Here is a 19,128-nt window from a genome sequence, read left to right as displayed (position 1 = left end):
ACGGGCTTTAGAATCATTGGCCCGTATTATTTGCATTGCCCAGGCAAGCCCAGACCCCAAAAGAGCCACCGGAATCCCGACCATGATCCTAGCTGAACTGCTTCGCCAGTCCCGCATCGAAACCGTCGCCCAAAGCCTTCGGGAAGATATCGGAGACGGCGATATCACCGCCATGCTGATACCCGAGCACCGAATCAGTCGTGGACAGGTTATCACCCGCGAAGCCGCAACCATTGCCGGGCGGGCCTGGGTCGAAGAGGTATTCCGGCAGGTAGACCCCCGGGTCACCCTGGAGTGGACAGTCAATGACGGCGATGAAGTGAGCCCCGACCAGTTGCTGTTTACCATGGAAGGTCCTGCCCGCAGCCTGCTCACTGCCGAGCGTGCGGGGCTGAACTGGCTTCAGATGCTCTCCGGTGTTGCGACTACCTGTACCGGGTATGCGCGGCGCGTGGCCCATACCGGCGTACAACTGCTCGATACCCGCAAAACTCTTCCCGGCCTGCGGCTGGCCCAGAAGTACGCAGTCACCTGTGGCGGCTGCCACAACCACCGCATCGGCCTGTGGGATGCGTTCCTGATCAAGGAAAATCACATTGCAGCCTGCGGCTCGATTGCCAATGCAGTAACGGAGGCCCGCCGCATTGCTCCTGGCCGCCCCGTGGAAGTAGAAACCGAAAACCCGGATGAACTGGAGCAGGCCCTTGCCGCCGGTGCTGACATCATTATGCTGGACGAGTTTTCGCTGGTTGATATGAAGCAGGCCGTCAGTCGCACTGCCGGCGCCGCAAAACTGGAAGCTTCCGGCGGCATCAACACCGACACACTGGTGCCGATCGCAGAAACAGGAGTGGACTATATTTCCATCGGGGCACTGACCAAGGATGTGCGGGCCGTAGATCTGTCCATGCGACTGGACAATGTCGGCTGAGCAGTCAGGACTGCCCGGAAAGCAGGCGGTCCATCTCCGCGAGTTCGCGAATAAGACTGTGACCGGGCTCGCTTCTGCCCCGGAAATGCTCCTCCGCCATGGGCGCCATTCCCGACACCTCCGGCAATGGATGCCCGTTTTCGATCAGCACCTTCATTCGGTAAACGAACACGAACTGAAGCCATTGGGTAAATTCCAGGGTATCTACCGCAAATGGCTTCGTGCTTTGCAACGCCTCATCAGGCGGCGGATCGGTTTCCCAGGCGTCAAGTCGCCGTAACTCGATCTCAATCTGCAGCAGGCTGTCCGCCACGCGGGCGGTATGGTCGGACGGTCTTGCCATCGTTCGCTCTCAGTCGGCCAGTGGTTCCAGTTCGACAGTTTCTCCATGGAGTACCCGATAAAGGTCCTCGTACTGCCGTGTCAGTGGATGTTTCGGCGCCATGTGAATCAGCGGCTGTCGGCTCTGATGGGATTCCTTCATCTTCACCGAGCTGGACAGCCGCACCGGCAATACCGGAAGCCCCTCGTCCAGCAGTTCGCGAACCAGCTTCTTGGGCAGAGTGGCACGGGGCTGGAACTGGTTGGCAACAATCCCTTCCACCACCAGGTCTTCGTTATGATCTTCCTGCAACTCCTGAATTTCATGGAGGATGCTGTAGAGCGCCTGGCGGGAAAAGTCGTCGCAGTCGAAGGGAATAAGACACCGTTGTGCTGCGATCAGCGCCGAACGGGAATAAAAGTTCAGCGCCGGTGCGGTATCGATGTAAATCTCATCGAAAGATTCGCCCAGTTTCCTGAGCGCGTCCCTCAGTTTGTAGATCTTGTGCTTTGCTTCCAGCTTGTGTTCCAGGAAGTCCAGTTCCGGGCTGGAGGGCATGACAAACAGGTTGTCAAAGGGCGACGCGTGAACAAACTCGTCAGCGCGGCGGTTAAACACTGTAAACGCCACCGTCTGTTCCAGGTAGTCTGCTACGGTGTCCTTGAGCTCCACCGCAGGCCGGCCCAGCAGGTAATGGGTTGAGTTGCCCTGGGGGTCAAGATCGACGACCAGCGTGCGCTTGCCCCTGGCGGCGCTGATGGCGGCCAGGTTACAGGTAATACTGGATTTACCAACACCACCTTTCTGATTGAACACTACTCGTCTCATGTTTTTCCCCTGACCTGTTCCCTGTATTTGTTCGCCCTACCAGCCCATCACCGACTTCACGAACGGTATCGTCAGCCGGCGTTGGGCACGCAATGAATTTTCATCCAGGCGATCCAGCATTGCCAGCAGATCGGCAAGCTTTCGTGGCGCACGCCTGAGAATGAATGCCGCCACATCGTCGCCAAGAACCAGCCCTCGTTGTTCGGCCCTGGCCATCAGAATCCGGAGCCGGTCATCATCACGGTTTATGCCCAGCTGAATCGTTAGCCCGTGCCGCAGCCGCGATACCAGATCCGGCAACAGAAACGGCAATCCGCCTGGCACTTCTGACAGGCTGACGACCATCAGGCTTCCGTAATCATTAACCCGATTGTACAGATGGAAGACCGCTTCTTCCCAGCTTTCCAGGCCGGCAATGAGATCCAGATCGTCAAGGCAGATCACCGACTGGTTTTCCAACCCTGCCAGCGCTTGCGGCCCGAACGGCAACAACTCCTCCATACTGACGCACACGGCGGTTTGTTCACGCTGCTCGGCAAGATGGCATACGGCCTGCAAAAGATGACTCTTACCAGTGTCGGCGTCGCCACAGACAGCAACAACCGGCACCGGAGACGGATGCTCACAGGCCTCACGCAGACGTGCCGCAGCAGCTGCATTTCTGTCCCCGTGGAAATTGTCAAAGCGGGCGTCATCACGCAGCTTGACCCCCAACACCAGTTGCGAAGCACTCACTGACTCTTGACCCTCCAGGCCCTCAGACTCCAGACCACAATATAATGAGCCCCACTGAACAGTGCGGAAACTGCAACCACCAGAATACCGGCCTCGATAACCCACGGCTGCATTGGCAAATCCGCCAGCAGGATAATAATCGCAAGGGCCACCAGAATCTGGATCAGCGTATTGAGTTTACCGGGAATGCTAGGCTGTAAATCAAACCTGCCAACGTAGTAATGGAAAGCCAGCCCACCACAGACAATCAGGATGTCTCTTCCCACCACCAACCAGAGTAGCCATGGCGGCAAGACACCCGTCAGGGTAAGCATGAGGTAAGCCGAAATCAGCAGAGCCTTGTCGGCCAGAGGGTCTGCAATGGCACCCAGCCGGGTCCGCCAATCGAAATGGCGGGCGAGGAAACCGTCAAACGCATCGGTAGCAGCCGCGATAAAAAAAATCGCCAACGCAATCCGGTATTCCTTGGCCATAAGAGCGGCGGCAAAGGGTGCAATCATCACTATACGCAGGAACGTCAGGGCATTGGGAATCCAGCGCCAGCGATGCGTCATCATGACACGCCTCTCTCTCCTTGCGGCACCCGGAAATTACTCTCCGTTTTCCGAATCAACAATCGAAGCGGGCTGCCAGCGATAATGCAGCACCTGATAGAGTGACTCGAATGCCTGTTCCGATTCTTCTTCATCCATCAGTAGCGGCTGGTATACGAACAGAGGGTTAGCCGGCGAACTGGCATTCTCGGCACTGTCTTCTGCCAGCGCGAAACCACCTTCCGGTGCCTGCTGGACGGGCTCCTCAGCGCTCTCCTCACCTGAATCAACAGTATCATCGGAAGGCATCCGGGACACTTCGGCATCAGACAGCGGTACCAGGCGCGGGTCAAGAGCGATGTACTGTTTCAGCTGTTCCATTTCCCCGGAAAACACCACCCGCAGTTTTAACTGGTTCTCACGAGCCTGTGTAGCGCCCGCTTCGAGTACCGGAGACAGGTTCTTGAGCACGCCGTTTACACTGGCATAATCCGTCAGGTCAGTTACACCATGCACCACAATATCCACCTGTGGCGATTCACCCACATCACTCCCGGCGACCGCATAGCGATCCGCAAACATTTCGGCCCAGCGCCCGACAACCCGGGCGGCCAGTTCTTCTTTGGTATCCGCGGTCACCGACTGTTCCGTGCTGTCCAGTCCCATGCCATCAAAAACCCATCCGGCACGCCACTGGGAGCCAGAGCGTCGGACCCGCACCAGGGACATCAGGTCATACTCAAGCTCTTCAGAAGCGCTCCTGACACTGGAAGTAAACTGGCCCCAGATATCGGAAAGCAGCTCGCGGTCCTGATCATAGTCCGCCGGTGGCAGGCTGACCGGAAGGCCCCGGTCTACCGCCGCATTCTCAAATATCTGCCGCCACTGGCCATTCCCGCTGCTGTCTTCCCCGTCAGCATGCACAAGGGTACGACGGCCATTTTCTTCGACGGCAATCCAGGCGAGGGTCAGGGGTCGATTGGCGCCCCAGACCGGCGCGTCGACGGAAGCGAGGGCGCGATTGACCCCGACAGCGCCAAACGACATGCGCAGGAGGTGCTGATCCCTGTCCGAACGCAGAAACTGATAGGACTGCAACAGGGACTCGGCATCGTCCAGCAGCGCTTTGACCCCTTCATTGCCAAGCACGTCACGGGTGCCGGACACGCGCACGAAAACCTGGCTCAGGCCATCCGCGTACCCCTGTTCCAGGTCTGCCGGCTGTGAGCTCGCCACTGGCACTTCCACCGAGTAGAGCCCGGTAACCGTAACGGCGGAGGCCGGTGCTGCGATCAGCGCCAGAAGACCGAATAACCGCACTGACCGACGGATTAACCGCGCTGCCTGCATCGAGATTTTTCCTGAGTCTGGCATGAACCACCCTGCAATTCGTCTGAATGGCGCATAGGATACACCAAGCCCCATGGTGTGAGTAGCCAGGCGGGATTGCAGAAAGTCAATACAGCCCGCGAATGCCGACACAACGGCAAACTTGGCAATTGCATTTGGAGCGCCACTCCGCACCTGTTAAAATCCGCCGCCTGACCCACTGTCCAAACGGTTAAGCACACCATGAGCGAACACAAGCCCTCCCTCACCTATCGTGACGCCGGCGTTGATATTGACGCAGGAAACGAACTCGTCAACCGCATCAAGAACACGGCTGCACGCACACGTCGCCCGGAGGTTCTCGGCGGCCTCGGAGGATTTGGCGCGATGGTTGCCATTCCCCAGGGCTACCATGAGCCGGTTCTGGTTTCTGGCACAGACGGAGTAGGCACCAAGCTCAGGCTTGCCATGCAGCTTCAGAAACACGACACCATCGGCATCGACCTGGTGGCCATGTGTGTGAATGATCTGGTTGTAGGCGGCGCGGAGCCTCTGTTCTTCCTCGACTATTACGCCACTGGCAAGCTCAATGTGGATGTGGCGGCCCAGGTGGTCGAAGGCATTGGCCGTGGCTGCGAACAGGCAGGCTGCTCCCTGGTGGGCGGAGAGACTGCCGAAATGCCGGGCATGTACGAAGGCGACGATTACGACCTGGCCGGCTTCTGTGTGGGTGTTGCCGAGCGCAGTGAAATCATCGATGGCAGCCGCGTGCAGGCCGGCGATGTCTTGCTGGCGCTGGGTTCGTCCGGCCCCCACTCCAACGGTTATTCACTGATCCGCAAGATCCTGGAAGTCAGCGACGCGAACCTTGACCAGACCATCGGTGACACCACCCTCGCGGATGCGCTGATGGCACCGACCCGTATCTATGTAAAAAACCTGCTTCAACTGGCCCGTGAAGTGGATATTCGCGCGCTCTCCCACATCACCGGTGGTGGTCTGCCAGAAAACATTCCCCGGGTTCTGCCAGACGGTATGGTCGCCGCTATTGACACCGACAGCTGGAAGCTGCCCCCGGTTTTCCAGTGGCTGAAAGAAGCCGGCGGTGTCGCCATCGAAGAGATGTACCGCACCTTCAATTGTGGCGTGGGCATGGTCGTCTGCGTTCCTGCCAATCAGCGCGAACTGGCGCTGGATACGTTGAACGCACTGGGTGAAAAGGTCTGGCAGATCGGCATTATTGAAGCAGCGGAAGACTCCGCTTCCTCAGCGTCTGTACGCTATGCGCCGGGGCTGCTGTCGACATGAAGGCAGATTCCGTAACCGCCCCTCGCATTCTGGTTCTGGCCTCCGGAAGCGGGACCAATCTGCAGGCTCTGATTGACGCCAGTCGCGAGCGCGATTTTCCGGGCCAGATCGTAGCCGTCGGCTGCAACCGGCCCAAGGCGTTCGCCCTTGAACGCGCGGCACAGGCAAATATTGACACATTCACCGTGGACCACACCCGATACGGATCCCGTGAGGAATTCGACGGCGCACTGATGGCCGAGATCCGCCGCCACAATCCGGATCTGATCGTGCTGGCAGGATTCATGCGCATTCTCACCACGGATTTCGTACAGGCCTTGCGCGGCACCCTGCTGAACGTCCACCCCTCGCTGCTGCCAAAGTATACCGGGCTGAATACCCATCAACGCGCTCTGGAGGCGGGCGAAAAGGTTCATGGCGCGTCCATCCACTTTGTCACTGAAGAACTGGATGGCGGCCCCATTATCGCCCAGGCAGAAGTCATCGTGGCCCCGGACGATACCGCCGAATCTCTTGCCGAAAAGGTGCAACGCAAAGAGCATGTGCTCTACCCCATCGTTGTTCGCTGGTTCTGCGAAGGGCGCATTCAGCTTGGCTCTGATTATGTGGTTTTCGACGGTCAGCCCCTGAACAGCCCCCTTGTGCTTCCGGACGATGGTGCCGCAGCGGCCGCTGAGTGACGTTATCGTCATCTGTGGGAGCCATTCGGCAGGTTAGACTGTCCAGAGGCAAGTACACCTGCCATTGTGCAACCGGAGAAGTTCTATGCACCTGAAACACAGCGCCACAGTCTTGCCAGCTCTGCTGGCCTGGTTGCTACTTTCTGGAGCCGCCCTCGCACAGCCGTCAGAAGAAGCTACGGAACAGGTCCCTCTTCACCCCATGGAGCTCAGCTATAACGCGTCCATGGACAAGGGCATCTCCCTCAAAGGCAGTGCCCGCCGCATTCTGGAAAAACGGGATGACGGCACCTGGCGTTTCCGCACCGATGTGGACTCGTTTATCGCCGATATCGACGAAACCCTGATCTTTCGCTGGGAGAATAATCAGGTGGTCCCCCTGCGTTACCGTTACGAGCTCTCCGGCTTCCTGATCAAAAACAGGAAAGAAGCGATCGACTTCGACTGGGACAAAATGGTAGTCAGCGGACACCATGAGGGAGACAGGTTTTCGATGGCGCTGGAAGAAGGCGCTCTTGACCCCATGGGCTACCAGTTGCAGTTGAGCCAGGACATAAAGGCCGGTAAGCGCGAAATGGAATACCGGGTGATCGACAAGGGTGACTACGACACCGATCGTTTTGCGGTCGTTGATGAAGAAATCAGGCGAATCAATGGCGAAGAGGTCACGACTCTCAAGGCAGAGAAAGTCCGCGACAGTGATAGCAAGCGACAATCCCTGATGTGGTTCGCACCTGAACGCAACTACCTGCTCATCCGCTTCCTTCAGGTAGAACCGGATGGCAGCGAGTATGAGCTCACCATTAACCAGGCCTCTTTTGATCGCTAGGCATTCGGGCATTTACTTCCCGGCAGTGGCCCAGACCGCCTTCACCTCCTCGGCAATAATGCGCAACCCCCGAGCCACCCGCTCATCGTCCTGTGAGTATGTAACCCGCAGGCATTCATGACGATGCCGCCAGCCATCCTCCGGTAATCCGGGGAAGAAGTAATGCCCGGAAACCACCAGTACACCCCTTTCCTTTAACCGCTGATAAAGCTCAAGGCTGGTAATGGGCAAGTCCGGGAACCACAGCCACAGGAACATGGCGCCTTCGGGTTTGTGCACATACCAGCGACAACTGTCTTCGCCCATGGCGTCGCGGAATACGGCGACGGCGCGTTCCATCTTCGCTTTGTAGAAGGGGCAGACCACGTCCCGGCTGAGTGACAGGATTTCCCCGGAACGCACCAGGGGTTCCGCCAGCATGGCACCAAAACTGCCCGTGGCCAGGTTCATGATGGCGTTAATGCCCGACAACGCCTTGATGACCGGCTCTGCGGCAATAACGATCCCCGTGCGCACAGCCGGCAGGCCAAACTTCGACAGGCTGAGACAGAGAATCACCTGTTCGTTCCAATGCGGTGTTGCATCGACAAATAGCAGATTCGGAAAGGGCGTGCCGTAGGCTCCGTCAACAATCAACGGGATATTGTGCTGGCGCGCCATGGCTTCAAGCCTGGCCAGTTCGTCATCAGTGACCACATTGCCAGTGGGATTGGTGGGGCGGGAAACGCAGATGGCACCGGTTTCACCAGTAACCTCAACCGCATCGAAATCCACGCGGTATTTGAATTCGTGGGCATCTGTAAAAGAAATGTCTGGTTGCACCGCGTGAAACAGCCCCGGCTCGATACCCGCATCGGCGTAACCAATGTATTCCGGCGCCAGGGGCAGCAGGATGTGCTTGTGCACCCCGTTGCCATAGTCACCGCCGAACATGTTGAACAGCATGAAGAATGCCGCCTGACTGCCGTTGGTCAGGGCAATATTCTCCGGCTTCAGGCCCCAGCCATACTCCCGGTTCAGCAACTCCGTCAACGACGCAATAAACTGTTTTTCGCCCTGGGGCGGATCGTAGATACCCACCATTCGGCGGGTGTCGCCTTCGCTCCGGGCTATATCCGCCAGGATCTGCTGAACCCGTTCCTGGATTTCCGGAATATGGCCAGGATTGCCCCCGCCCATCATGATCATGTCGTCGCCGGATGCCAGCGCATTGCCAAGATCATCCATCAGCGAGGTGATGCCCGCATCTGCGGTAAATTTCCGGCCGAACGAAGAGAGTTTCATGGTGTTTGTCTGTATCGGTTCAAAACGGGTTGTCATCCCAGTGTAGGACAGAGCCGGCAACGCCGCCGCTCAGTCGTTCAGGGAGATACCGAGGTTACTCACGCCCTCGTTGGCGGCGTCCTCGCGGATACGCTCCACAAACTGGCTGGTGGGGGTGCGCTGGCGCTTGAGGGCAAGAATCAGGTCACGCTGGAAGATCTTGTCCTCTTTCATCAGCGGGTGCTGCTCCAGCAGCCGGACCAGCTCGTCCTCGTCCAGATCTCCCCCTTCAGAAAGCTCGATGAAGTTCATCACCGTTGCCGTGGCCATCTGTGAGGCATCTGTGGCGCGGTGCTTGCCCGGGTTGAGCCGGTTCAGCAGCGCCTGTTCAAGCAACTGGCAGAAATCGAAAGCCGGGTAGACACCGTAGGCGTCGTAGGCATCCACATCCGGTGACAGGGCTTCCAGTTTTGCCAATAGCTGGGGGATGGCCGCTTCGGAAACGTCTTTTTGCAGCATTTCCCAGGCCATATCCAGTAACTGGCGCATTTTCGCGCCGGTTTTCAGCTCAACAGCGTCGGCGAACAGCGCGTAGTTAGGAAACGACCGCTCCGCAAGGGCCATCAGGAAGGTGAATTCCCGCCAGCCCTGCAGCTGTGATACCGCTTTCAGAAACTGATTGGCATTCACTGTGGATCTCTCCTGAGGATAAAGCCATTCATGTTCGCGGCAGGGTCACGCCTGTTTGTCCCAGGTATTTTCCGCCGCGGTCCTTATAGCTGGTATCGCAGACTTCATCTGACTCAAAGAACAGCATCTGGGCGATGCCTTCGTTAGCGTAGATTTTGGCCGGCAGGTTGGTGGTGTTGGAAAACTCCAGGGTCACCTGCCCTTCCCACTCTGGCTCCAGCGGTGTGACGTTGACGATAATGCCACAACGCGCATAGGTGGATTTGCCCAGGCAGATGGTCAGTACACTGCGGGGGATACGGAAGTATTCCACGGTGCGGGCCAGGGCGAAGGAGTTTGGCGGAATGATGCAGACGTCGCCGGTGTAGTTGACGAAGCTGTTTTCGTCGAAGTTCTTCGGGTCCACGGTGGCGGAGTGGACGTTGGTGAAGATTTTGAATTCGTTGCTGCAACGGACATCGTAGCCGTAGCTGGATGTGCCGTAGGAGATTACGCGGCCTTTTTCGGTTTCGCGGACCTGATCATACTCGAAGGGCTCGATCATGCCGTGTTCCCGGGACATCCGGCGAATCCAGTGGTCGGATTTGATACTCATGGGTGACGTCTCGTATCCATAAAAAAAGAGGCGGTAGTTTACCTGTTCGCTTAATGACTGTCGAAGCTTTGGGCTTCTGAATTCCACCTTTAGCTTGGGGGCTGCAAGAACAGGCAAGGCCTTCCGAAACACGCCGTTAATACGTCCATGTAGGCTTGAGAAAAACATCCTTGTTTTTCACAGTTTCGGAAGGCCCTGCCTGTTCTTGCGATCTGACTTTTTGCGTGGATCAGTGTTCTGTTACGGAAACACTGGAAATAGAGCCCGTCAGGTTTCTTTCGCGGGTAGAAAGTTCAGCGCCTACCCTTCGAGCGATGTCCTTGTATCGTCTTGCCACTTCCGAGTCTGGCTCTGCCACCACCGAGGGTTTACCACCGTCGGTCTGTTCGCGGATGGTCATGTGCAGCGGCAGCTGTCCGAGTAGCGTGGTGTCGTATTCTTCGGCGATGCGTTCGCCACCGCCGTGGCCGAACAGGGGCTCTTCGTGGCCACAGTTGCTGCAGATGTGGACGCTCATGTTTTCCACCACGCCCAGTACCGGGATTTCCACCTTGCGGAACATTTCGATGCCTTTCTTGCCGTCCAGCAGGGCGATGTCCTGGGGTGTGGTAACGATCACGGCGCCGGTGACCGGGACTTTCTGGGCGATGGTGAGCTGGATATCGCCGGTGCCGGGGGGCATGTCGATGATTAGGTAGTCCAGTTCATTCCACAGGGTCTGTTGCAGCAGCTGCATGACGGCACCACTGACCATGGGGCCGCGCCAGACCATGGGGGTTTTGTCGGTGACCACGAAGGCCATGGAGTTGGCCTGCAGGCCATGGGCTTCCATGGGAACGAAGTATTTGTTCTCCCGGGTTTCCGGGCGCTTTCCCTCAGGGACACCCAGCATCATGCCTATGCTGGGGCCGTAGATGTCGGCGTCGAGGATGCCGACGCGGGCGCCTTCGGCTTGCAGGGCCAGGGCCAGGTTGACGGCAGTCGTGGATTTTCCCACACCGCCCTTGCCGGAGGCGACGGCGATGATGTTTTTCACGCCGGGCACGGACTGGATGTCTTTCTGGCCCTTGTGGGAGTGGATACGCTGTCCCACATGGACATCCACGCTTTCAACGCCTTCAACGTCGTCCAGGGCATTGGTGAGCAGTTCTTTCAGCGCGCCGGCGATACCTTTTGAGGGGTATGGCAGCTCGATCATGGCCGTGACCTTGCCGCTGTCGTCAGCTGTCAGGGATTTCACGGCGCCCAGCTCGTACAGATCTTTGGCGAGATAGGGATCACGGTACTGTTTTACGGCGGTTTCCAGTGCGTGCTGTGAAATCTGTGCCATCGGAGTCTCCGGATAAAGCGCTGAAAGCAGGTGTTTCGGGTGAAAAAACTTTGCTTGGAAGGTATCATCTGTGCCCGTTTCTGGCCATAAGGAGTTTTGACCCTGAACAAGGCCGGCAAACGCGAACGCCCAACTCCTGACGAATGAAGGTTCGGACCAAACCATGACGCAAGCGAGTTCAAAGCAACAGCGCGATATTCTGGTAACCAGCGCCCTGCCATACGCCAATGGCCCCATCCATCTGGGCCATCTGCTGGAATACATTCAGACCGATATCTGGGTGCGCTATCAGAAAATGCGTGGCCAGAACTGCTATTACGTCTGCGCGGACGACGCCCACGGTACCGCGATCATGCTGCGGGCCGAGCGTGAGGGCATCTCGTCCGAAAACCTGATCGACCGCATCCGGGAGGAACATCAACAGGATTTTGGCGGTTTCCATATCCGTTTCGACAACTACTACACCACCCACTCCGAGGAGAACCGCCAGTTTTCTGAGTACATCTACCGCCAGCTGCAGGAAAACGGCCACATTGCCACCCGCAAGATTACCCAGGCGTATGACCCGGAAAAGAACATGTTCCTGGCGGACCGGTTTATCAAGGGCACCTGCCCCAAGTGCAAGACCGAAGACCAGTACGGTGACAACTGTGAAGCCTGTGGCGCCACCTATACCCCGGCGGAGCTGATCAACCCCCGCTCGGCGGTCTCCGGCGCCACGCCTGTCGAGAAAGAGTCCGAGCACTATTTCTTCCGCCTGCCGGCGTTCGCAGACTTTCTCGCCAACTGGACCCGCAGCGGCACCCTGCAGCCCCAGGTGGCCAACAAGCTGGCCGAGTGGCTGGATGCCGGCCTGCAGGAATGGGACATCAGCCGCGATGCGCCCTACTTCGGCTTCGAGATTCCGGATGCACCGGGCAAGTATTTCTATGTCTGGCTTGACGCCCCCATCGGTTACCTGGCCAGCTTCAAGAACCTGTGTAACCGGGAAGACATTGATTTCGAGCACTTCTGGAAAGCGGATTCCACCGCCGAGGTCTACCACTTCATCGGCAAGGACATCATCAACTTCCACGCCCTGTTCTGGCCATCCATGCTCCACAGCGCCGGTTTCCGCACCCCGAGCGCGGTCTGGGCCCATGGATTTGTAACGGTGAATGGCAAGAAGATGTCCAAGTCCCGGGGCACTTTTATAATGGCCCGCACCTATCTGGACCACCTGAACCCGGAATACCTGCGTTACTACTTCGCCGCCAAGCTTACCGGCAGCGTCGATGACATGGACTTGAATCTGGAAGACTTCGCTGCGCGGGTCAACTCGGACCTGGTGGGCAAGGTGGTGAACATCGCCAGTCGCAGTGCCGGGTTTATCACCAAGCGCTTCGATGGCCAGCTCGGCACCGTGACCGAACACGACAGGCTCAAAGAGTTTATTGATGCCGGGGAAGAAATCGCGGACTTCTACGAAGCCCGGGAATTCGGCCGTGCCATGCGTCGCATCATCGAGCTGGCGGATATCGCCAACCAGTATGTAAACGACGAGCAGCCCTGGGTGATTGCCAAGCAGGAAGGCCAGGACGACAACCTGCAGGCCATCTGTACCAACGCCATCAACATGTTCCACCTGCTGATGACCTACCTGGCACCGGTACTTCCGGAAACCGCCAAGGCCTCGGAGGGATTCCTGAATGCCCCGCTGGACTGGAACAAGCGTGAACAGCGCCTCGAGAACCACAGCATCAACAAGTTCAAGCCACTGATGAACCGCGTCGAGATGGCCCAGATCGATAAAATGCTGGACGCCTCAAAGGAAGAACTGCCTGCAGCGACAGGACAGAAAGTGCCAGAAGCCAATCTTGAACCAATCGCTGATGAGATAGAATTCGGCGACTTCGCGAAAGTCGACCTCCGCGTGGTTAAAATTGTGAAAGCCGAACATGTTGAGGGTGCAGACAAGCTTCTTCGCCTTACCCTTGACGTGGGGCATGGCGAACGCAACGTGTTTGCTGGTATCAAGTCTGCTTACAAGCCAGAAAATCTGGAAGGACGCCTGACAGTGATGGTTGCCAACCTCAAGCCGCGCAAAATGAAGTTCGGCATGTCTGAAGGCATGGTGCTGGCAGCAGGCCCTGGTGGCAAGGATATCTTTATCCTGTCCCCGGATTCCGGTGCCACGCCCGGCATGCGTATTATGTAAGGGCCGGCACGCGGGTCAATGGAGCAAGGCGAATGACCGAGTATCTGCTGATTCTGGTCAGCACCATTCTGGTGAACAACTTTGTGCTGGTCCAGTTCCTGGGCCTGTGCCCGTTCATGGGCGTTTCCGGAAAACTGGAAACGGCCATGGGTATGTCCCTGGCCACCACCTTTGTGCTGACCCTGGCTTCGGTGTGCAGCTACCTGGCCTATACCTACCTTCTGGAGCCGCTTGACCTGGCCTTCCTCCGGACAATCACCTTTATCCTTGTGATTGCCGTCGTAGTCCAGTTCACGGAAATGGTCGTGCGCAAGACCAGCCCGCTGCTCTATCGGGTGCTGGGGATCTTCCTCCCCCTGATTACCACCAACTGTGCTGTACTCGGTGTCGCCCTGCTCAATATAAACAGGAACAACAACTTCGTTGAATCGGTTTTATACGGGTTCGGCGCGGCCGCCGGTTTTTCCATGGTGCTGGTCCTGTTTGCCGCCATGCGTGAGCGCATCGCCGTCGCCGATGTGCCGGTGGCGTTTCGCGGGGCTGCCATCGGATTGGTGACGGCCGGGCTGATGTCATTGGCGTTTCTGGGCTTCAGCGGCCTGGTAAGCGTTTGACGGGGCGACAGGATTAGGAGTAATACGATTATGTGGACAGGCGTTCTTGTTGCCGTTCTGGTGCTTCTGGCCCTGGCCGTTATATTCGGCGGCCTGCTCGGCTTTGCAGCTGAACGTTTCCGGGTGGAAGGCAACCCGCTGGCAGACCAGATTGACGCCCTGTTGCCGCAGACACAGTGCGGGCAGTGTGGCTACCCGGGTTGCCGGCCCTATGCCGAGTCCATCGCAGAGGGTGGCCCCATTAACAAGTGCCCTCCCGGAGGTGAAGCCACCATCAAGGCCTTGGCGGATCTTCTGGATGTAGAGCCGGAACCGCTGGATGCCGAGCATGGCGTTGAGCAGGTCAAGCGGGTTGCTGTTATTCGTGAAGACGAGTGTATCGGCTGCACCAAATGCATTCAGGCCTGCCCGGTAGATGCCATTCTCGGGGCCGCAAAACACATGCACACCGTCATTGAAAGCGAATGCACAGGCTGCGACCTCTGTGTCGAGCCCTGCCCTGTGGATTGCATCGACATGGTGACGGTTGAACCGGACATCCGCACCTGGACCTGGACTCCGCCAGCGTCAGGGCTCATTGCCACCGATCGTCAGGGAGCCAGTGCCTGATGAGTCAGCTTTGGGATTTCTCCGGTGGCATTCATCCTCTGGAACACAAAGACATTTCAACGTCCCGTCCGATTCGCCGCTGCGGAATTCCCGAGCGGCTGATCCTGCCGCTCCAGCAACATATCGGGGACCCGGCCGAGGCCATTGTCGAGGTCGGTGAGCGGGTCCTCAAGGGGCAGAAGATCGCCGATGTCAAAACCGGCATGGGCGTACCCGTTCATGCGCCTACATCCGGTATCATCGAGAGCCTTACGGAACATCCCGTTCCCCATCCGTCGGGAATGGCTGACTGGTGCATTACCCTGAAGCCGGATGGCGAGGACCAATGGTGCCCGCGAAATCCGGTGGAGGACTTCCACACCCTCGACCGCGGCCAGGTCCTGGAGATGATCCGGGATGCCGGCATCTCCGGCATGGGCGGGGCCGGCTTTCCGACCAACATCAAGCTCCGGCCGCCCCGGGACCGCAAGGTAAACACCCTGATTCTCAACGGTGCTGAATGTGAGCCCTACATCACCGCCGATGACATGACCATGCGGGAAAAAGCCGATGAGGTTGTTGCCGGCCTGAAAGTCATGGCCTGGATTCTTCGCCCGGAACGCTGCGTTATCGGCGTGGAAGACAACAAGCCGGAAGCCATCGCCGCCCTTCGTAAGGCGACCGAAGGCACACAGACTGAAATCGCCGTTATTCCGACCAAATACCCGTCTGGTGGCGAAAAACAGCTGATTCAGATTCTTACCGGCATGGAAGTACCCAGTGGCGGTATACCGGCGGATATCGGAGTTATGTGCCAGAACATCGGCACTGCCGTTGCCGTAGCACAGGCGGTTTACCAGGACCTCCCACTGCTCTCCCGGACGGTTACCATCACCGGCGATGCCGTTCGCGAACCGGGTAATTTTGAGGTTCTGATTGGCACACCGATCGAGTACCTGCTGGAACAGGCTGGAGTGCAACAGGACAAACTCAGCCGGCTGGTCCTCGGTGGTCCGATGATGGGCTACACGCTTTCAACCGAAGCGGTCCCGGTGATCAAAACCACCAACTGCGTGATTGCAGCAACGGCCAGCGAACTGCCGGCGCCGCCGCCCGAGCAACCCTGTATCCGCTGCGGCCAGTGTGCCGAAGTCTGTCCCATGGAGTTGCTGCCACAACAGCTGTTCTGGCACGCCAAGGCCACTGAACTCGAGAAAGCCGAGCACCTGAACCTGTTCGACTGCATTGAATGTGGCGCCTGTTCCTACGTGTGCCCGAGCTCAATCCCGCTTGTTCAATACTATCGCTTTGCCAAGGACGAAATCCGCGTCCAGCGGGCAGAGCAACTGAAATCGGACCGTGCCCGGGAGCGTTTTGAGGCGCGTCAGGCACGCCTGGAACGGGAGAAGGAAGAGAAAGAGCTCCGTCGCAAGGAACGGGCAAAGGCTGCGGCCGAAGCCCAGGCAAAGAAACAGACCGAGGCGGAACAAGCAACGGCTGAAGGTAGCGCGGTTGATGAGCGATCGGCCAAATCCGCTATTGTCGAGCAGGCCCTGGCCCGCAAGAAGGCAAAAGCCGAAGCAAACCAGTCGTCCCCGGCGAGTCAGCCGGCCGCAGAGAAGCCGGATACAGAGGCTCTGGAAAAGCAGCTGAATCAGGCCAGGTCCAAGCTGGAAACCATGCAGGGCATGCTCGATGACGCGAAGGCGCAACAGGCCGACAACGTAGAGAAACTAGAGCGCGCAGTGGCGAAGAACCACGATCGGGTTAAACGGGCCGAAGAGGCTCTGGCTGAGGCCCGTGACACACCGGGCACCCGGCCAACCGAACCCCAGTCCACCCATTAAACGAAATCAGGCACGACATTCATGGCGTTTGTTCAGCAGTCTTCACCTCATGCCCACAGGGCCCGACCGACATCCCGGGTGATGTTATGGGTCCTGATTGCGGCATTGCCTGGCCTGTTCGCCCAGACTCTGTTTTTCGGCTGGGGCAACCTGATCAACGTGGTCTTCTGCATCGCCGTTGCCATTGCCTCGGAGGCGGCCCTGCTGCGGCTCAGGAAAAAACCGGTGGCCTTTTTTATCAGGGACAACACCGCCGCTGTTACCGGCTTACTGCTGGGGCTGTCATTGCCGCAATTTACCCCCTGGTGGGTGTCGGCGGTCGCGGTTATTTCTGCCATCGTCGTCGCCAAGCAACTATACGGCGGGCTGGGTTCCAATCCTTTCAACCCGGCCATGGTGGGCTATGCATTGGTCCTCGTTTCCTTCCCCGTGGCCATGACCACCAACTGGGCGGAACCGGCCATGCTCTGGGAAGGTGCCCCGGGCTTCGGCGAAACCCTGGCAACCATTGCCTCGGGCCAGCAAACAGCCATCGACGGCTGGACCATGGCAACACCCCTGGACGAATACAAACACAAGATTGCCAGACACACGGCGACCGAAGTGCTTGCCCACCCCACCTTTGGTGACGGCATTGCCAAGGGCTGGGAGTGGGTTAACGCAGCCTTTCTTGCCGGCGGCCTGCTGTTGATTGGCCTGCGAATCATCACCTGGCACATTCCCGCGGGTTTTCTTGGCGGCCTGGCCTTGATGAGCCTGGCTTTTGGTAGCAATGCCGACCTTTACGCGCCCCTGTCACTTCACCTGCTCGCCGGTGGCACCATGCTCGGTGCCTTTTTTATTGCCACTGATCCGGTCTCTGCCGCCACCAGTCACCAGGGCAAACTGATCTATGGCGCCGGCATCGGTATCCTGATCTACCTGATCCGTACCTGGGGCAACTACCCGGATGCCGTAGCCTTCAGCGTTCTGCTGATGAACTTTGCCGTGCCATTCATCGACCACTACACACCACCGCGGACCTACGGCCATCACAAGGCCCGCCGGGGTGTGCCGGGCAGTCAGGGGTAAATCATGGCCGCCATCGCGCAATCAATCCGTCGCAGTGCCATCGGGCTTGGCTTGTTCGCCGTTATAACCGGTGGCACCATTGCCTTGACCCAGGCCATAACCGAGGAACGGATTCAGGAGCAGGCCGCCCGTGCAGAGGCGCAGGCCCTGTTCGAGATCATCCCGGAGAGCCGGCACACCAACGATCTGCTGAGGGACACCGTGCAACTGCCGGCCAGTGAACGCCTGGCTCAGCCCGGCCCTCTCACGGTCTGGGTTGCCCGCAAGGATGATCGCCCCATCGGCGTGATCATGCCCATCGTGGCGCCCGACGGCTACTCCGGCAAGATAAACCTGCTGGTTGGTGTGAATATGCAGGGCACGATACTGGGCGTCCGGGTAACCGGTCACAGGGAAACCCCCGGGCTGGGTGACCGTATCGAAACCAAAAAATCGGACTGGATCTATAGCTTCGAAGGCCGGTCTCTGGACAAACCCCCTCACCGGGAATGGAACGTCAAGAAAAACGGCGGTGAGTTTGACCAGTTCACCGGCGCCACGATTACTCCGCGGGCCGTGGTCAAGGCTGTTCAGAAAGCCCTGATCTATTTCCGCGAGAATCGCCAGATAATACGAGAACGACTTAATGAAGCGCCCTCTCTGAGGGAAAAGACCCTGAATCCCGAAGCAATTGCCGGCGAATCGTCCAATACGGAGCATTCCTGATCATGGCAACCAAACCTTCCAGCGAAATCATCCGCGACGGACTCTGGACCAACAACCCGGCACTGGTACAGGTGCTCGGGCTCTGCCCTCTGCTGGCCGTCACCAGCACCGTGGTCAATGCCATCGGACTGGGCCTGGCGACCCTGATGGTGCTGATGGGTTCCAATCTTGCGGTGTCACTTATCCGCAATTTCGTCAGTGAATCCGTACGGTTGCCCGCTTTTGTGATGATCATCGCTTCATTCGTGACCTGCGCCGAACTACTGATGCAGGCCTTCACCTACCAGCTCTACCAGATACTGGGCATTTTTATACCGCTGATCGTGACCAACTGCGCGATCCTGGGCCGGGCCGATGCCTTTGCTTCCAGAAACGCACCAGGCCCTGCCCTGCTGGACGGAACCATGATGGGAATCGGCTTTCTGGCCGTTCTGATCGTGCTCGGCGGCATGCGAGAGCTCATTGGCCAGGGAAGTCTGTTTGTGGACATGAACCTGCTGCTCGGCCCCGCTGCTGCTGACTGGGTCATCCGACCATTTGAAAACTATCCGGATATGCTTTTTATGGTATTGCCGCCCGGCGCCTTTGTTGGCCTCGGGCTGCTGATTGCCCTGAAAAACGACATCGACAGCCACCTGGAGGAACGCCGCAAGGCCAGCGAACCCGCCCCGGTAGCCTCCGGAAGCAAGCGGGTCCGGGTTACCGGGCACGTTTCCTGAATTCATGGCCGCAG

General features: G+C 58.2%; 20 protein-coding genes. 11 read left to right on the top strand and 9 right to left on the bottom strand.

What is annotated here, in order from left to right:
• Nucleotides 1-82: 82 nt before the first annotated feature.
• The gene (gene nadC, locus QPL94_RS16210) at nucleotides 83-931 is read left to right on the top strand and encodes a carboxylating nicotinate-nucleotide diphosphorylase (protein WP_285358824.1); all 849 of its coding nucleotides are present in this window, start codon (nucleotides 83-85) and stop codon (nucleotides 929-931) included.
• Between the two features lie 4 nt (nucleotides 932-935).
• On the opposite strand, the gene QPL94_RS16205 is transcribed toward nadC, so the two are convergent.
• From QPL94_RS16205 to QPL94_RS16185, 5 genes are read right to left on the bottom strand one after another with little or no spacing between them, the layout of a single operon-like run.
• On the bottom strand, nucleotides 936-1,274 hold the full coding sequence (locus tag QPL94_RS16205; protein ID WP_285358823.1) for a YqcC family protein: 339 nt from the start codon (nucleotides 1,272-1,274) through the stop codon (nucleotides 936-938).
• A gap of 9 nt (nucleotides 1,275-1,283) precedes the next feature.
• Nucleotides 1,284-2,081, bottom strand: coding sequence for a ParA family protein (locus tag QPL94_RS16200; RefSeq protein ID WP_285358822.1), 798 nt, complete (start codon nucleotides 2,079-2,081; stop codon nucleotides 1,284-1,286).
• Between the two features lie 36 nt (nucleotides 2,082-2,117).
• Complete coding sequence (gene hda, locus QPL94_RS16195; RefSeq protein ID WP_285358821.1) at nucleotides 2,118-2,816, bottom strand: DnaA regulatory inactivator Hda; 699 nt, start codon at nucleotides 2,814-2,816, stop codon at nucleotides 2,118-2,120.
• A complete protein-coding gene (locus QPL94_RS16190; protein ID WP_137434060.1) occupies nucleotides 2,813-3,373 on the bottom strand; it encodes a CDP-alcohol phosphatidyltransferase family protein in 561 nt (186 codons plus the stop codon). The genes hda and QPL94_RS16190 overlap by 4 nt, the downstream gene beginning before the upstream one ends.
• 33 nt (nucleotides 3,374-3,406) lie before the next feature.
• Nucleotides 3,407-4,723: a DUF2066 domain-containing protein gene (locus tag QPL94_RS16185; RefSeq protein ID WP_285358820.1), complete on the bottom strand. Its 1,317-nt coding sequence runs from the start codon at nucleotides 4,721-4,723 to the stop codon at nucleotides 3,407-3,409.
• Between the two features lie 198 nt (nucleotides 4,724-4,921).
• Here QPL94_RS16185 and purM point away from each other — a divergent pair, with 198 nt between their 5' ends.
• From purM to QPL94_RS16170, 3 genes are all read left to right on the top strand, one after another.
• Nucleotides 4,922-5,986: a phosphoribosylformylglycinamidine cyclo-ligase gene (purM, locus tag QPL94_RS16180; protein WP_285358818.1), complete on the top strand. Its 1,065-nt coding sequence runs from the start codon at nucleotides 4,922-4,924 to the stop codon at nucleotides 5,984-5,986.
• A complete protein-coding gene (gene purN / locus QPL94_RS16175) occupies nucleotides 5,983-6,666 on the top strand; it encodes a phosphoribosylglycinamide formyltransferase (RefSeq protein WP_285358815.1) in 684 nt (227 codons plus the stop codon). Before purM ends, purN begins: the two co-directional genes overlap by 4 nt.
• Before the next feature lie 85 nt (nucleotides 6,667-6,751).
• Nucleotides 6,752-7,495 (top strand): DUF3108 domain-containing protein, encoded by a 744-nt coding sequence (locus QPL94_RS16170; RefSeq protein ID WP_285358814.1) that lies wholly within the window; start codon nucleotides 6,752-6,754, stop codon nucleotides 7,493-7,495.
• 12 nt (nucleotides 7,496-7,507) lie between these two features.
• On the opposite strand, the gene QPL94_RS16165 is transcribed toward QPL94_RS16170, so the two are convergent.
• The 4 genes from QPL94_RS16165 to apbC all read right to left on the bottom strand — a co-directional run bounded on the left by QPL94_RS16165 (nucleotide 7,508) and on the right by apbC (nucleotide 11,373).
• Nucleotides 7,508-8,779, bottom strand: coding sequence for a valine--pyruvate transaminase (locus QPL94_RS16165; protein WP_285358813.1), 1,272 nt, complete (start codon nucleotides 8,777-8,779; stop codon nucleotides 7,508-7,510).
• Nucleotides 8,780-8,848: 69 nt separating this feature from the next.
• On the bottom strand, nucleotides 8,849-9,448 hold the full coding sequence (locus QPL94_RS16160) for a YjaG family protein (protein WP_285358812.1): 600 nt from the start codon (nucleotides 9,446-9,448) through the stop codon (nucleotides 8,849-8,851).
• A gap of 28 nt (nucleotides 9,449-9,476) precedes the next feature.
• Nucleotides 9,477-10,043: a dCTP deaminase gene (gene dcd, locus QPL94_RS16155; protein ID WP_137434054.1), complete on the bottom strand. Its 567-nt coding sequence runs from the start codon at nucleotides 10,041-10,043 to the stop codon at nucleotides 9,477-9,479.
• Between the two features lie 229 nt (nucleotides 10,044-10,272).
• Nucleotides 10,273-11,373 carry an iron-sulfur cluster carrier protein ApbC gene (gene apbC / locus QPL94_RS16150; RefSeq protein WP_285358810.1) on the bottom strand — a complete coding sequence of 367 codons (1,101 nt, stop codon included), beginning with the start codon at nucleotides 11,371-11,373 and terminating at the stop codon, nucleotides 10,273-10,275.
• A 163-nt stretch (nucleotides 11,374-11,536) separates the two neighbouring features.
• Here apbC and metG point away from each other — a divergent pair, with 163 nt between their 5' ends.
• The 7 genes from metG to QPL94_RS16115 are packed head-to-tail and all read left to right on the top strand — an operon-like array spanning nucleotide 11,537 to nucleotide 19,114.
• On the top strand, nucleotides 11,537-13,570 hold the full coding sequence (gene metG / locus QPL94_RS16145; protein ID WP_285358808.1) for a methionine--tRNA ligase: 2,034 nt from the start codon (nucleotides 11,537-11,539) through the stop codon (nucleotides 13,568-13,570).
• Between the two features lie 32 nt (nucleotides 13,571-13,602).
• Complete coding sequence (gene rsxA / locus QPL94_RS16140) at nucleotides 13,603-14,184, top strand: electron transport complex subunit RsxA (protein WP_285358806.1); 582 nt, start codon at nucleotides 13,603-13,605, stop codon at nucleotides 14,182-14,184.
• Between the two features lie 30 nt (nucleotides 14,185-14,214).
• Nucleotides 14,215-14,793 (top strand): electron transport complex subunit RsxB, encoded by a 579-nt coding sequence (gene rsxB / locus QPL94_RS16135; protein ID WP_285358805.1) that lies wholly within the window; start codon nucleotides 14,215-14,217, stop codon nucleotides 14,791-14,793.
• A complete protein-coding gene (gene rsxC, locus QPL94_RS16130) occupies nucleotides 14,793-16,619 on the top strand; it encodes an electron transport complex subunit RsxC (RefSeq protein WP_285358803.1) in 1,827 nt (608 codons plus the stop codon). Before rsxB ends, rsxC begins: the two co-directional genes overlap by 1 nt.
• Nucleotides 16,620-16,640: 21 nt before the next feature.
• Nucleotides 16,641-17,690, top strand: coding sequence for an electron transport complex subunit RsxD (gene rsxD, locus QPL94_RS16125; RefSeq protein ID WP_285358802.1), 1,050 nt, complete (start codon nucleotides 16,641-16,643; stop codon nucleotides 17,688-17,690).
• A 3-nt stretch (nucleotides 17,691-17,693) separates the two neighbouring features.
• Entirely contained in the window at nucleotides 17,694-18,395 is a 702-nt protein-coding gene (rsxG, locus tag QPL94_RS16120; protein WP_285358800.1) for an electron transport complex subunit RsxG, read from the top strand.
• 2 nt (nucleotides 18,396-18,397) lie between these two features.
• Complete coding sequence (locus QPL94_RS16115; protein ID WP_285358799.1) at nucleotides 18,398-19,114, top strand: electron transport complex subunit E; 717 nt, start codon at nucleotides 18,398-18,400, stop codon at nucleotides 19,112-19,114.
• The last annotated feature ends 14 nt before the right edge of the window (nucleotides 19,115-19,128 follow it).

Source organism: Marinobacter sp. SS13-12, from assembly GCF_030227115.1.
Classification (GTDB): domain Bacteria; phylum Pseudomonadota; class Gammaproteobacteria; order Pseudomonadales; family Oleiphilaceae; genus Marinobacter.
Note: the sequence above shows the minus strand (reverse complement) of the source record. Positions and strands in the feature narration are given on the sequence as shown.